10 protein-coding genes are annotated in these 14,742 nt (G+C 43.9%); 5 read left to right on the forward strand and 5 right to left on the reverse strand.

The features are described from left to right. Positions 1 to 33 precede the first annotated feature (33 nt). Positions 34 to 879 carry a hypothetical protein gene (locus AABK39_RS10065; protein ID WP_338391211.1) on the reverse strand — a complete coding sequence of 282 codons (846 nt, stop codon included), beginning with the start codon at positions 877 to 879 and terminating at the stop codon, positions 34 to 36. Next, positions 876 to 1,418, reverse strand: coding sequence for an RNA polymerase sigma factor (locus tag AABK39_RS10070; RefSeq protein ID WP_338391212.1), 543 nt, complete (start codon positions 1,416 to 1,418; stop codon positions 876 to 878). Before AABK39_RS10070 ends, AABK39_RS10065 begins: the two co-directional genes overlap by 4 nt. A gap of 238 nt (positions 1,419 to 1,656) precedes the next feature. Between AABK39_RS10070 and AABK39_RS10075 the strand changes: the two genes are divergently transcribed. From AABK39_RS10075 to AABK39_RS10085, 3 genes are all read left to right on the forward strand, one after another. Next, on the forward strand, positions 1,657 to 2,112 hold the full coding sequence (locus AABK39_RS10075) for a DUF2147 domain-containing protein (protein WP_338391213.1): 456 nt from the start codon (positions 1,657 to 1,659) through the stop codon (positions 2,110 to 2,112). Positions 2,113 to 2,302: 190 nt separating this feature from the next. Further along, the gene (metG, locus tag AABK39_RS10080; RefSeq protein ID WP_338391215.1) at positions 2,303 to 4,360 is read left to right on the forward strand and encodes a methionine--tRNA ligase; all 2,058 of its coding nucleotides are present in this window, start codon (positions 2,303 to 2,305) and stop codon (positions 4,358 to 4,360) included. Positions 4,361 to 4,581: 221 nt separating this feature from the next. Beyond that, on the forward strand, positions 4,582 to 6,207 hold the full coding sequence (locus AABK39_RS10085; RefSeq protein ID WP_338391216.1) for a toxin-antitoxin system YwqK family antitoxin: 1,626 nt from the start codon (positions 4,582 to 4,584) through the stop codon (positions 6,205 to 6,207). A 115-nt stretch (positions 6,208 to 6,322) separates the two neighbouring features. On the opposite strand, the gene AABK39_RS10090 is transcribed toward AABK39_RS10085, so the two are convergent. The 3 genes from AABK39_RS10090 to AABK39_RS10100 form a co-directional block, all read right to left on the reverse strand. After that, entirely contained in the window at positions 6,323 to 7,972 is a 1,650-nt protein-coding gene (locus AABK39_RS10090; protein ID WP_338391217.1) for a glycoside hydrolase family 9 protein, read from the reverse strand. A 225-nt stretch (positions 7,973 to 8,197) separates the two neighbouring features. After that, positions 8,198 to 9,361 carry an MBL fold metallo-hydrolase gene (locus AABK39_RS10095; protein WP_338391218.1) on the reverse strand — a complete coding sequence of 388 codons (1,164 nt, stop codon included), beginning with the start codon at positions 9,359 to 9,361 and terminating at the stop codon, positions 8,198 to 8,200. 75 nt (positions 9,362 to 9,436) lie between these two features. Beyond that, positions 9,437 to 10,012 (reverse strand): TetR/AcrR family transcriptional regulator, encoded by a 576-nt coding sequence (locus tag AABK39_RS10100; protein WP_338391219.1) that lies wholly within the window; start codon positions 10,010 to 10,012, stop codon positions 9,437 to 9,439. Between the two features lie 328 nt (positions 10,013 to 10,340). Between AABK39_RS10100 and AABK39_RS10105 the strand changes: the two genes are divergently transcribed. Together AABK39_RS10105 and AABK39_RS10110 are read left to right on the forward strand one after the other, a co-directional pair. Continuing rightward, a complete protein-coding gene (locus AABK39_RS10105) occupies positions 10,341 to 12,221 on the forward strand; it encodes a tetratricopeptide repeat protein (protein ID WP_338391220.1) in 1,881 nt (626 codons plus the stop codon). 576 nt (positions 12,222 to 12,797) lie between these two features. Beyond that, positions 12,798 to 14,495 (forward strand): tetratricopeptide repeat protein, encoded by a 1,698-nt coding sequence (locus AABK39_RS10110; RefSeq protein ID WP_338391221.1) that lies wholly within the window; start codon positions 12,798 to 12,800, stop codon positions 14,493 to 14,495. Positions 14,496 to 14,742: the final 247 nt, after the last annotated feature.

The raw sequence follows: 14,742 nt of genomic DNA on the forward strand, positions 1-14,742 counted from the left end.
TATGGTCTTCGGGCATTTTTATTTTCCCTTGGGTTATTTTCTAATTTCGGATATTTCCCGAATTAGTTCTTCTTTCATCGGAATTAAAGGAGTCGGTTCCCGTTTATCAGTATTAAGCTCATAATAGGCTTTGTCATGATAAAGTAGAAAATGTGATTCTCCCAATTTTCGATATTCGATGATCTCGTAAGGGCTCCTTCCAAAATCACCGAAGAGAATCAGATTACCATTCTCAAACCTATACTTTTTCTTGAAACTCATAATTGTCTGGACATTGAAGCTAACCCCGCTTCCAGACCTGCTATTTAACTTTTCCGAAGCTTCTTCGGACCTAATTGAAGATTCCGCTTGGGAAATTTCAATAGTGTCGTCCACCTTCTCCGAAGCCCTGTCAGGTCTTACGATACTGTTCGGCATAACGATTTCAGGAGTTTTCTCCTTCATCGCAATCTCCACAGGTTTGGCGATTGGAATACTAGGTTTCGCCACTGGGCTACTGGCAGTTTCCACCTCAAGAGTGCTTGCTGTCAATTCCGCCAGTTCAATATTTAAAGGTTTTTCCTCCTGAGGGATTTGTGGAGCAGTAGGGTTCAAAGCTATTCCAGCCACTATTGTCACGCAAGAGAGAACGTTCAGTGCTTTGTTCAAAACAGTCAGGCCTTGAGGAACCGGAGGCACATACGTGCTCGCCAACATGGCTTTCAGCTCCGCTTTCTTAGCGTTCTGAATCTCGTTGATTACACTTTGCTGGAACTCCACTTGCTCCCTGAACTCGCTGTCTATCGACATTCTGGCATCGACAAGCAACTTGTCCGGACCGGAAAGCCTGTTCAGGATATAATTGTCTATAAGTTCCGTATGGCTGAGATCTTTACTCATAAGTCTTGAAAATCTTCCGCCCCAAAGCGTGATTTGATATAAGCGTCAAGCTTCTTTTTACACTTATATTTTTGTGTTTTTACCGCATCCGTGCTAGAATAACCCAATTCGCTAGCTATTCTTTCCATTCTTAATCCGTCGAAATAAAAAAGTGTCAACACTTTCTTACACGTTTCCGACATCTTCCCGACACACTCCCTGATTATCCGGACCCTTTCGTCACGGTCATAATCAGATTCGATTGGTTTATCCGCCTCTTCGGTCGAAAACCGTTGCCTTCGTGAGAGCTCTTTAGTCCACAGATTCCGACAAACGCTATAAAGGTAAGTGCCTATTTGAGCCGTTAGCTTAAAGTCTTCTTTTCTGCTGTTTTGCCAAAAGGCGACCAAAGCTTCCTGAAAAACGTCTTGGGCCTCTTCCATGCCACCGCCTTGGCGGGTAATCATGGAAGTGATCTTGTGGAAATGCTTCTTGTACAAATCTGCCAGAACGCCTTCATCACCAGCTCGCAACCTCTTAAGAGTTTCTTGGTCGTTCATTTTTTTAATACTAATGGGCAGAAATAAGTAACCCTTTTACTCCAACAAAAATTGAATTCTTTTTAGTGTTAGGCGAAGCCGGAACAAGAAGCATGATATAGTTTCCATTTTAATCCCGCTTCGATTTCCGCAATATTTTGCTAACTTTAGTTACAGATGCCATCAAAATACGGCTCACAAAATTCTATCTGTACAATTTAACGATTGAACACGTTTAAACCAACACAAACTTATTGACATGATACTAGATAAAATCAGACCGGTTTTCTTTGCGATCCTCGCCTTGGCATTTTTCCACTCTTCGAGCTTCGCCGCGGGGACCGATCCTTTGATAGGCGTTTGGTATAACCAGGACAAAGACGCCAAAATCGAGATATATAAGTGTGGTGAGAAGTTCTGCGGGAAAATAGTTTGGCTCAAGAACCCGAAAGACGATGCAGGAAAAGAGAAGTTGGACACCAAAAACCCGGACAAAGATCTACGTTCAAAACCGATAATGGGCATTAATTTGCTGAAAGGCTTTACTGCCGAAGGCGACGGCGAATACGAGGGAGGCACCATTTACAACCCCAAAGAAGGAAAAACGTATTCTTGCGAACTGAAATTGAAAAAAGCGGGCAAACAGCTTAAGGTCCGCGGATATATCGGCATTTCCCTTATCGGTAAAACCCAATATTGGGACCGGGCAGAATAATTCTGACGAAATGAAATCAAAGCGTTCCAGTTACCTGGGGCGCTTTTTTTTGTATCTCTCCATCTGAAATCCAGCAAATGTAATAAAGCAAGTGGGGGAGACATGATTTTTTCATTCTAGATCAAAGACGCACCGCTGAAAAATTGGTTATATTTGCGCTGACTTTTTGGAAAATCATATACTTAAGTCAATGGCTAACAAAGAAGCGAAAAGATATACCGTTACCGCGGCCTTGCCGTACACTAACGGACCTGTGCATATTGGACACTTGGCAGGGGTTTACGTGCCGGCGGACATTTACGCAAGATATAGAAGACTGAAGAAAGACGACGTGGTCTTCGTTTGCGGTTCGGACGAACACGGGGTGCCAATCACCATCCGCGCCAAGAAAGAGGGGATAACGCCCCAAGAAGTGGTGGACAAATACCACTTTATCATAAAAGAGGCGTTTGAGAAATTCGGCATCAGTTTCGACATCTATTCAAGAACTTCGTCGAAAACTCACGCCAATACCGCTTCAGACTTTTTCAAAGACCTGTACAACAAAAACGAATTTGTAGAGCAGGTTTCGGAACAATACTACGACGAAGCCAACAAACAGTTTTTGGCAGACCGCTACATCACGGGCACTTGCCCGAAATGTGGCAACGAAAACGCATACGGCGACCAGTGCGAATCTTGCGGTTCGTCACTTAGCCCAACCGAGCTTATCAATCCAAAATCCGCTTTGAGCGGGGAGAAGCCGGTTTTGAAAGACACCAAACACTGGTTCTTGCCTTTGGACAAATACGAGCCCTGGCTGAAAGAGTGGATCTTGGAAGACCACAAGGAATGGAAATCCAACGTTTACGGACAGTGTAAATCTTGGTTGGACTCAGGCCTTCACCCAAGAGCGGTAACCCGCGATCTGGATTGGGGAGTGCCTGTTCCGGTGGAAGGCGCCGACGGTAAAGTCCTTTACGTTTGGTTCGACGCTCCGATCGGCTACATTTCGGCAACGAAAGATTGGGCCACGGAAGCCGGCAAAGACTGGGAACCGTACTGGAAAAGTGACGACACCAAGCTCGTTCACTTTATCGGCAAGGACAATATCGTATTCCACTGCATCATTTTCCCTACGATGCTCAAAGCGCACGGCGACTACATTTTGCCGGATAACGTGCCGGCCAACGAGTTCCTGAACCTTGAGGGCGACAAGATCTCCACTTCAAAGAACTGGGCCGTTTGGTTGCACGAATTCCTTGAGGATATGCCTGGCAAGCAGGACGTACTCCGTTATATGCTTTGCGCGAACGCTCCTGAAGCCAAGGACAACGACTTCACTTGGAAAGATTTCCAAACTAGAAACAACAGCGAACTGGTAGCCATCTTCGGCAACTTCGTAAGAAGGGCGGAGGTATTGACCCACAAGTTCTTTGACGGAAAAATTCCGCCGATAGCAGGCCTTGAGGACTACGATCGTGAGATTATATCGAAACTGGAAGCGCTTCCGGCCAAAATCGCCGAGGGAATTGAGTCATACAAATTCCGTGAGGCTCTGGCTTCTATGATGGAAGTGGCGCGTTTAGGTAACAAATATCTGGCTGATACTGAGCCTTGGAAGCTTATCAAGACTGATCCTGAAAGAACGGGAACTATCCTTAATATCAGCCTTCAGTTGGCAGCGAACCTTTCGATCTTAGCACGTCCGTTTATGCCGTTCACCGCAGATAAGCTAAAGGACTTGTTCAACCTTGGAGAACTTGCGTGGACAGACGCCGGCAGACCGGATCTGTTGGAGGTAGGACAGCAAATCAACAAAGGCGGATTCCTGTTTGAACAGATCGATGACGAGATGATCGAGAAGCAACGCCAGAAACTGGAAGACACGAAGAAAGCCAATGAGTTGGAAAAGAAAGTAGCGCCCGTAACTCAGCAAAAGGAACTGACGTCATTCGACGATTTCATGAAAATGGACCTGAGAGTCGGTGAGATCGTGGAAGCGGAGAAGGTTAAGAAATCCAAAAAGCTTCTTAAGCTCAAAGTCGATACAGGTATGGACCAACGTACGGTTGTTAGCGGTATCGCTCAATCGTATAGCCCTGAGGAAGTGATCGGCAAAAAGATTCTGCTTCTGGCCAACTTGGCGCCTAGAAAGATTATGGGGATCGAATCCCAAGGAATGATCCTGATGGCCGAGAACAGCGACGGTACTTTGGCGTTCCTTAACCCGGACAAAAACATTTATAATGGGGGAACTGTTAGTTAATTCCATTAACTGGCCCCGAAGAGTAGAAGCCATCCCGAAACAGGATGGCTTCTTTGTTATAGGAGACCCTATTTAACATAACATGAATTATAATCTCGTGCTGGGAAATATGATAATCAGAATTAGGGATATATTTATGGCTATTATGCTCCGGTTCTTTAACTTTAAAGAAACACACCAAAGTACCCACTATGGCGTCGTGCAGTAAAGGATTTTTAAGAATGACTAGACTGAACCCTATTTCTAATCGAATGTTCAAGGCAGTATTCGCGACAATAATGTCGTTGGCCATATTCATTAATTTTAACTATGCATATTCACAGGCTTTCGAACTATACAAGTTTGACGGACTAAGCGAATACCAAAGCAAAGGCGAATTCAACGCTAACGGAATTCCCGACGGCGTATGGCAATACTTCGATCCCGAAGGCCGGCTGAAAATCAAAGGCAGTTACGCCACTGGCCACAAAACCGGTCAATGGACATTATACTCCAAAACCACGGGTAAGCCCATAGTCGTAGCCATGTTTGAGAATGATCGCCTTAACGGGAAATACCATTTATACTCAGACGCTACCCGACCCAAGTTAATCGCTGATCTTCGCTTCGAACGTGGCGAATTGACTGGCCCTGCGCGGTATTATTATTCTAACAAAGTGCTTCGCCTTTCCGGAAAATATCAGAATGGCCAGAAAATCGGTATTTGGAGAGAATACAATCAAAGTGGCGTCTTGAAAGGCATTGTTCCCTACAAAAACAACGAGCTCGACGGTAGCGTAAACCTCTTTGACTCTAGAGGAAACGCCACCTTTATGATCCAATACAGCAAAGGAATTAAAAACGGAAAATACGCTGAATATTATGATAACGGCGTCCCGTTTAAACAAGGTCAATATAGAAACGGCATAAACGTAGGCAAATGGCGCAGTAATTTCCGCGACGGCTCAAAACAAGCCACTTACTCTTTCGACTCGTTAGGCGTATTGTCCGGTGACTCTGTAGCCTATTTCGACAATGGCCGGATATTCTCGAATATCAAATACGTAAACGGAAAGCCCGAAGGAAAATACATCATGAAATATGAAAATGGCGTGATGTATAAGGAAATGTATTTCAAAAACGGGTTGCCCGACAGCGTATATTTCGAAAAATTCCCTAACGGAAAATATAGCGCAACCGGTGCTTATAAAAACGGTGAGAAAGACGGCGTTTGGAAAAATTATTATAACACTGGAGCTTTATACTCTCTTGGTAAATTTTCTAACGGGAATAAACTTGGACTCTGGAAATACTACCATAAAAACGGAAAGCTAAGCGAGGAAGGCCAATACAAATCCGGCGAACGAAACGGTCAATGGTATTCTTATTTCGACAATGGTCAGCTGATGTCTATCGGATTTTATATTAGCGGCGCTAAGGACGGTTTATGGGGAAATTTCTATTCCAACGGACAGCTCAAACAAGAAAACCAATGGCTGAAAGGTCATCTTTACCAAATCGGGACGTATTATAACCCTAAAGGAATTGAGCTAGATAAAGGAAACCTGAAAGACGGAGAAGGCTCGGTAATTATTTATGATGATAACGGAAACCTCTTTAAGCAAGAGAATTATTATAATGGCCTATTGAGTGGCGATTGGTTGGAATATTATAATAATGGCCGTCCGGCAGTCCATGGCCGAATGGAAAATGGTGAGAAAGTCGGCAATTGGACTTTCTTCTATAAAAACGGCAACAAAGAGAGTGTCGGAACTTTCAAAAACGGAGAGCCTACCGGAGTGTGGACTTACTTTAACAAATACGGCGAGATAGTCCGTAAACAGGATTTTGATAAGGTACAGAAATAAAATTTTAACCCATCAAAAAAAGGGAAGCGCTTGGAACTATCGTGCCAAGCGCTTCCCTTTTTTGTATCGCTTCCCCTACTCTATTTTCTTCAGGTTTCGATCTTTATCATTTAACTCAAAGCGACTTCTTTTCCCGAACCAAACGGCTGATGGCGCTCAACCATCCGCCCGAGTGGGTTATCCAACCTTCGTCAGTAAACACGAAGGGTCCGTCATTCTCTTTTTTCGGTTCGGTAAACTGGAATTGCCTGTCCGACTCAAAGCCGTTACAGATCGTACCCTCCAGCTTCGTCCAGCTACCAATATACTCCTGCCCGATTCCGTAAATCATACTTTTGGAAACGAACTTTCCTTGCTCCTTAACCCCAGCGTTCAGCCCCGCAATCCACTGAAGGTTTCCTGTCGCTATTTGCCCGAACTGCTTATCACCGGTCATTTTTTCCAGATCCAAGGCCAAAGCCGCCGCTGATCCGTAAGCTCCGTTCATTCCGTGCCACAACCCGCTGAAGGTCAGAATTCCCTCGTTTTTGAAATAGCCCATCGGCAAAAGCCTAAACGGATTCTCGTTACAAGCCGGCAAGAAATACCCGTAAGCGAAATCATTTACCGTTTTCTTCCATGAATTAGCCTTCGGGTGCCCCGCCCAAAGCTCTGACATTTCGATCAACGGCACTAGATAATGCGGGAATGTGGCCCCAGCGTCAAAGCCCATATGGTGGTGGCTCCACGCTTTTTCGGAAAACGGCGACGAAGAGAAAACCCTGAAGTGCCCGTAAAACCCGCCCTCAGCGTCGTCTTTGGCTATTTGCCTAGCCATCAGCTGATCAGCATATTTTACGGCCGACTTTTTATATTTCTTTTTTCCGGATTTGGCAAGCTCCAAAGCGGTCCAAGTCATCGTAACAAGGTCTCTGGTCATCCACTCTTCCGGACGCTTATAACCTTCCGGCGCTCCGTAAGCGATTCTGTGGAATCCGTCATCAGGCAGAACATCACCGCGGAAGCTCGTACCGCCCGGGTGGTCCTGCGATCCGTTTTCGTCCAACCAATCAAAAGACCTAACGGCACGCTTTTGATATTCCTTGGCCTTCTCCGGCGAATAATCTTTCAGTACCCTACTCGCTCTGGCGAAACACAAAGCGCCTTTGGCTACATCGCCCGTGATCACGTTTTTGTGTCTTGGCCATTCGTGAATGATCGCACCCTCTCCTTTTCCAAGCTCTTTGCCTTTCTCTTGGCAATAAGCGATATAGTCAAGGCCGATTATCATTTGCCTTCTGATCTCGTTTTGGTCGAACTGTGAAATCCGGTTCGGCGAAAATTCCAGCATATCCATCAGCCCGATCAGCATAGTGGCGTGGCTGTTCGTTTCCCTTAGCGATCCACCGCAGTCTTGCCAGCCTCCGCCTTGGGCAAACTCCGGACCCATTTTCACCGAGTTTTCCTCACGCATCTTTACGCGCCCCTGAAGCTGAACGATCGACACTTCCTTCCAAGTATCCTCCCAAAGCGCATCGGGCTTTACGCTAAAGTGGATGGTGTCTTCGCTTATCCGACACTCATAATCCCCTTTTTTCAAGTCACTGATATCGATCACCCACCAGTGCTTCCGCCACTTTTCGCCCCAATATTTCGGGCTTGCCTCAGTCTTTTGGTTGTTCCCGACAATCTCGGCAAGAACGCCCTGCTTCACGGCGGATTTCTCATCCCCGCTGATGATTATTCTTTTCTCTCCCGATAGGTCATAGCCTATCCTCGAAAACAAAACTCCGGGAGTTTGAGCGTATCCCCGAAGGGAAAGCAATATCAAAAAAACGCAAACTAATTCTCTCATTTTAGCCAGACAATAAAAGGTAAACATCGTGTCCGAACGATATAGTTCGGTAGATATAAAAACTATTTATCATCTCAATTTAAATAAGTAAACAGAGAAAGCAAAAACGTATTAGCTTGCGGTATTATATATATTGAAAATAATCCATTATTTCTTCTACAAGTGTGCTTGGCTTTCCAAATCTGTCGCCTCTTCTTCGGGTACGAACGTCTGCCACCAAGGCTTGGACCTGTCCCGGATTCGCAAAGAATCCATTTCCACAGGCTCTCCCAACATTGGAAACACGACGTTCAACGAAGCCGAATCCATGGCCTTCTTTAAGCGCAAAGCTGGATCGTACCAACTGTGGAAAGCCAGGTTGAAAGTCGCCCAGTGAAGCGGAACCATTTCGGTAGATTTCACGAGTTTCTGCGCCTTTACCGCCTCTTCGGGGAACATATGCCAAGACGGCCAATTTTTATCGTAAGCCCCGACTTGCATAAGCGACAAATCAAACGGCCCTAGCCTTTCGCCGATTTCCCTAAACCCGTTTTCATAATATCCGGTATCTCCGCTGTAGTACAGGTTGCGTTCCCCTTTTTTGATAGCCCAACCGCCCCAAAGCGTTTCGCCGGCGTCCGTCAGTCCACGTCCCGACGTATGCCTTCCCGGCGTTAGCGTAAACTCCGTTCCTTTAACCGTTTCGGTTTCCCACCAATCAAGCTCTTTGATTTTTTCTGTTGGGATTCCCCATTTCTCAAGTCTTTTTCCCACTCCCAGCGGAACGAGGAACAATCCCGTCTTTTGGGAAAGTTTACGGACCGTGCCTTTGTCCAAATGATCGTAATGGTCATGCGAAATCACGATTACGTCGGCTCCCGGAAGTTCCTCAACCTTTACGGGCACCGGGTGCATCCTTTTCGGTCCGGCCAGATCCGTAAATGAGGCTCTTTTTCCGAACACTGGATCGATTAGGATTTTGGTTCCCTCAAGCTTTATAAATACGCTGGAATGGCCGAGCCACGAAAACCAAAGGCCTTCATCAGGGAAATCGGTCCATTCCTTATCCCACATCGGCAATGGCGTTTTGGGTTCCCGCAACGGATGGCCTCCGTTTACCATATCCTTTACCATTCTCCAGATACTCCCGGCCGTCATCTTGTCAAGCGGTTCTTCATTTATAAATTTGCCGTCTTTGAAATTCGGTGATTGGGAAATCCGAACCTGTCTTTTCTCTTCGCTCGAAACGATTTTGCTTTGGTGTGTCATCGTGCAGGAATTCAAGGCTATCGCCGTTAAGGCGAAACTCAGGATTAGGGCGTTTCGCATGTCAATTTTCATGATTTTAAAAATGACTGACTAGTCACTTTTATCACTAAACGGAAGTTTGCCCAAAAAGGTGTGTTTTCTTTGAAATTATTTTGAAATACTTTTCCAGGCCGCCTCAAAAGCGTTTTTCACAAAGCGCTCTTTTTCCTCTCCCTTCAATTTTTCCGAGACTATATAACCTACGCTCTCCACCAATACGGTAAAGAACAGCTTCATATAAAATTCGGTAGGCAAAGGACCGAAAAGGTCCTCTTCCTCCGCTTTCGCTATAAGGTTTTGGGCAAAAGCGAAGCTCTCCGCTACTTCTTCCTGAGACAGTTTGTCGATGTATGGCGAGTACTTGTATTGGTTGGCGAACTTGAAAGCCCAGAAGTCCTTTTCGGCCCACATAGCCAGATTGGTCCAAAGATGCTCGAACTGTTCGCAGACGGGCCAGTTACTGTCCAAGCCTTTCGTAATCGCCTCGAACATTCTCCTTTTGGCCTCTATATACAGTTTATTGATAAGCTCGTCCTTGCTTTTAAAATAAAGGAACAAGGTTCCGGTAGCCACACCCGCTTCTTTCGAGATTTTGGCGGTGGACGTTCCCTGAAAACCTTCCGTGCAAAACAGCCTGAGCGCCGCCTCCACTATAGCTTCTTTCTTTTCGAGTTTCTTTCCCATAATGACTGAGTAGTCACCAAATGTATACGTTTCCCTTCAAGAAAGCAATTCCAAAGCTCCAACCGGCAGTACCGCAGTATGGAGAATCAAATCAACTCGCAGAGCGGGAAATAGAATCTTAAAACAAAACTCACCCGATTTGTTTTAAACGCCATGCCCGAAACACGTCCTCGCGCATTTTCATACCGATACCCCAATATCATCCAGTGAGTTAGAATTAAATTCAAATTTCTTCAAGTAAAATTATGAGTATAGCCTGCCTACGGATTTTTTTTTTCGTATCAATTCCTGAAATTCACTTATTAGCCACAAAACAACCCCGTATTCCGTGAAATCCGCAAATATTTCTTTAATCATAGCCTTAACGGTTCTCTCATTGTATCCTTTTCAGGTCCTTAATGCCCAAGACGATACGAACCGGTTGATCAAGGAATATAAACAAGCCGACTCAAACGAGAAGCGTCTTCGCTTTCTGGATACCTTAACAACAAAGATGGTCCGCAACCGCCATCCGGAAAGATTCGCATATCTCGACAGCGCAATCGCATTAGCGAAGGAACACGGGGATTATGATATGGCCGCAAAGAAAACGCGCTTCGTCATCCAGAATTATATATTTAAAGGAGATCAGGATAGTGCGCTAAACCTGATTAATTCCGCTCTGGTGGATAGCCAGCAATTCAAATCTCCAGCGTCTTCCGCCCATTTGATTCTAAAGCGGGGCGCAGTGTATTTCGATAGAAATCAATTCGAAAACGCTTCAAAAGATTATGTGAAAGCCTCCACGCTTTTCCACCAATCCGGTGATACTATATACGAAGCCGACGCCTGGTATTTCAACGGACAAGTAAACGCCGCGTGGAAACGTTTTGTGCCGGCGGTGGAAAGTTTTACAAAAGCCTACCCTCTTTACGAAGCCAAAGCGGATTCGGCCTATCTAATACATACGCTGAACGAACTCGCCTCGCTTTACGGGATGAACACTCTTTATGATAAAGCGATTAAAGACCGTCTAAAAATTGACGCCTTAGCAAGAAGCCGTGGGGCCGTTAAAGAACGGGCTATTAACTTAATTAATCTCACCGACAATTATTTTAACCAAAATGCCTTAGGGAAAACCCGGCAGACTCTGGATACTCTCCGTAGTATTCTGTCTAATATCCCCGAGTCGGATCCTGACTATGCTATAATAAATTATTTCGCCCATATAAAAGAGTCTAGATACGCCTTTGAGCGGAAGCAAATACCCGAAGCCGAAAAGCACCTTCAACTCGCAAAGGAATGGGTTGAAAAATTAAGAGCCCCCGATTATTATCAGACCGAGATCGATTTGGCTTCGTCACGCTTGTATCAGTTGAAAGGACAACGCAAAGAAGCCATAAAGTCGGCAAAACGCGTACTCAACGGCAAAGTAAATAATCCGAAAACGAAAATGATTGCGGAACACATGCTGGCCACTCTATTGGAAGAGCACAAGCCCGCCGAGGCGAACCTCCACCTGAAGAACTACTTGCAGATAAAGGATTCTATTTTTAACGTAACTAAATCGAACGCGTTTCTATTCTACCAATCGCAGTTTGAAACGGAAAGGAAAGAAAACGAGATCGAGCGCCAACAGCAAAGGATCGTTATTTTGGAGAAAGACAAACTGCTTGAATCCAATCGACGGAAATTGCTGTGGATGGGCCTTGCCCTTTCGTTGGTTTTAGGCGGAGGAACCGTTATCTGGGTTATCCAGAAGAATAAGCGTAAGCGAGAAGCCCTTTTCAGAAAATTGGAGCAGAACAAACGAGCGCTTGAAGGCTTTACCGCCGAGCTGTTGGAACGAAGCAGGGAAAAGGAAATCCTGACTCATGAACTGGAATCTTTAAAAGAAGCCTTCGGCGAAAAAGAGGAATTGGGAGTATTGCTTGATCTGGCCTCTTCCAAAATCTTGACCCATGACGATTGGAACGAGTTCAAAGAAAAATTCCTGACAGTCCATCCCCATTTCTTTATACAAATGCAGAACAAAGGTATTCGTCTGACCAAATCGGAAGAACGTTTACTGGCTCTGGAGAAACTAAGCATGAAGACAGACGAAATCGCGAATATGTTAGGCGTCTCGAGCTCGTCGATTATCAAAAGCCGTTATCGCCTTCGCAAAAAATTGGAATCTCCGAAAGATGTGTCACTGTTGGATTTTGTGGAAAGCCTTCCGGCCAATTAGTATCACAAAAATTCTTCGAGTTCATATAATTCTGAGGCGTGATTTTCCGAAAGAACTTTTATCGACTAAATAGTAATAGATCAAGCTCTGGTATTTGCCTCTTTCAAATCAAATTTTAGCATTTTGACAGAAGTAAACACAGTTCTTAAATCAATTACTAAATCATTGTAGTTGCAGGTTTGGAATTCCCTTTCACATATGTTGATATTTCATAATTTTCCAGCAAAGTCAAAGCGTAGTTTATAATATACTAAAACACACACCCTTTTTAGATAAAACCATCGGCATGATTTAGGCCTTGGAAACCAAAAGTAGAATTATAGTTTAATCATATCGAAATAGATTATTATTATCAAAGAATCTTACCTTTATGCCAGTATCGTTATTTTAAAAATTCATTACTATAAAGTGGGTTCAAAACACAACATTCAAATATTTCTCACCATAGCTTCGGCTTTCTTCATATTTTCAACAGGTTACGCTTTTTCTGAAAGTACGCCTATTCTGAAAAACGATGAAAGCAAACCAAATCATACACTCACCTACCGATCTCATCTAAACTCCTTGACCGAGAAGATGAGACAAAGTCTGTACCCGGAAAACCTTATTTATCTTGACAGTGCTATACAACTGACAAAATCTCAAAGCGACAAAAGCGAAACTGTTAAAAACCTAAGACTTCTGATCGAAGAATTTACCTCTGTAGAGAAACAGAATGATGTCTTAGCGCGATTAAATCAAATCCTGAAAGACAGCCTCAATTTCAAAAACCCTCTAATTTCCGGATTACTGCTTCAGAAAAGAGGAGATCTTTACTTTGATAAAAAAGATTTTGAGAATGCCTCCAAAGATTATTACAAAGCGGTAAATAAATTTAAAATATCAGGGGACGTATTGCTTGAGGCCGACGCTTGGTACTTTACCGCTCAGGTCCTCAATGCTGATATGAGATTTGAGGAAGCCATTGAATGTTTCGAAAAAGCGTATTCACTTTATCAGCATCAAACGGATTCCGCTTTTCAAATATATACTTTGAACGAGCTTGCGTCACTATATGTGATGAATAGAAGCTGGGATACCGCTATTGAAGAGAGGATTAAACTAAAAGGACTGACTAAGCTCCCTCAATACGCAAAAGAAAACGCCCTTAACAGTCTGAATCTAGCCGACATTTATCTGCTTCAGAATAATTACGAAGCCGCTCGTGAGCTTTTAGAAGAATTGAAAGACAACAAGTTGCCCGTTGACGCTGAATTCAATGCCATTTTACATTTCTATATATATCTGAGGGAATTTAGATATGCCTTAAATCTGGAAAATGTTTCTGAAGCTAAGCAAAAACTTCAGCTACTTGAAAAATGGTTAAACAAGATTTCAAATAAAGGATATTTTGAGTCTGAGTTCTTTTTAGCTACCAATAGATTTCGGAAACACCAGGAAGGAGCTCCAAGAGGTACCCCCCCACCACGCGGGCATAAACCACCGCCCAAAAGGCGACATAACATACTTCCTCCAGAATGGAAAATCGCATCATTGCTCGAAGGCTCCAACCCGGCATTGAGAAACCGTTACATGGCTTTTGGTAACGATGATAAATCTACGATCAAAACCTTCTCGCATTATCAAAAGCTCTTCTCACTAAATTGGGAAAAGCATACTTCCGATAGGCAAAGACGCCGAATAATGTCTTTGGAAAATGATAAAGCACAGGAAGCAGGAAAAAAGAATTTACTGTGGATAGGTTTAGCGATAACGATCGCCCTTGGCGCTGGCGCCCTTTTGATTACTACATTTCGAAATAAAAAGAAACGTAAAGCCCTCAACTCAAAGTTAGAACAGAATAAAGTCGAGTTAGAGAGCTTTACCCAAGCGCTTTTGGAACGTAGCAGAGAGAAAGAGATGCTTAGCGAAGAGCTGGAATCATTGAAAACTACCGTCAATGAGAAACAAGAACTTGATGTATTACAGGAATTGACATCTGCAAAGATTCTCACTAATGAAGACTGGGATGAGTTTAAAGAAAAATTCATTACCGTGAACCCCCACTTCTTTGTTCTTATCCAAAACAAAGACATCAACCTCACCAAATCTGAAGAACGTCTGTTAGCTTTAGAAAAACTGAAACTGAAGACGAATGATATCGCTAATATGCTAGGCGTGTCAAGCGCCAGCATCATCAAAAGCCGTTATCGCTTACGAAAGAAATTAGAGCTGCCAAAGGACGTTTCACTACTTGATTTTATAGAGGGCCACTTACTCAACAGTGAGAATTAGGACTGGTTAAACGCTTCATTCTAGAGCCAAATCAAGCTAAGAGAAGACTGCTTCCCAATATTTCACTCAAAACATACTCATCTCTTTTTCGCTAAGTCCGCCATCACAGCAAATCACATTAAACCCTTACTATCAATAAATTATCACTTTGTCCATGTATTTGTCCATGGACTAAAGTTCATATTTAAGCACTGTTTATACAGATTTGTCACCAGAGTTAGTGACAGCAAGTAGCCGAAAGCTTTAT

This window comes from Fulvitalea axinellae (assembly GCF_036492835.1).
Classification (GTDB): domain Bacteria; phylum Bacteroidota; class Bacteroidia; order Cytophagales; family Cyclobacteriaceae; genus Fulvitalea; species Fulvitalea axinellae.

What these genes read in the sequence shown, in the direction of transcription:
- AABK39_RS10065 (WP_338391211.1), bottom strand. Translation starts at nt 879, where the DNA reads ATGAGTAAAGATCTCAGCCATACGGAACTTATAGACAATTATATCCTG.
- AABK39_RS10070 (WP_338391212.1), bottom strand. Translation starts at nt 1,418, where the DNA reads ATGAACGACCAAGAAACTCTTAAGAGGTTGCGAGCTGGTGATGAAGGC.
- AABK39_RS10075 (WP_338391213.1), top strand. Translation starts at nt 1,657, where the DNA reads ATGATACTAGATAAAATCAGACCGGTTTTCTTTGCGATCCTCGCCTTG.
- metG (WP_338391215.1), top strand. Translation starts at nt 2,303, where the DNA reads ATGGCTAACAAAGAAGCGAAAAGATATACCGTTACCGCGGCCTTGCCG.
- AABK39_RS10085 (WP_338391216.1), top strand. Translation starts at nt 4,582, where the DNA reads ATGACTAGACTGAACCCTATTTCTAATCGAATGTTCAAGGCAGTATTC.
- AABK39_RS10095 (WP_338391218.1), bottom strand. Translation starts at nt 9,361, where the DNA reads ATGAAAATTGACATGCGAAACGCCCTAATCCTGAGTTTCGCCTTAACG.
- AABK39_RS10100 (WP_338391219.1), bottom strand. Translation starts at nt 10,012, where the DNA reads ATGGGAAAGAAACTCGAAAAGAAAGAAGCTATAGTGGAGGCGGCGCTC.
- AABK39_RS10110 (WP_338391221.1), top strand. Translation starts at nt 12,798, where the DNA reads ATGAGACAAAGTCTGTACCCGGAAAACCTTATTTATCTTGACAGTGCT.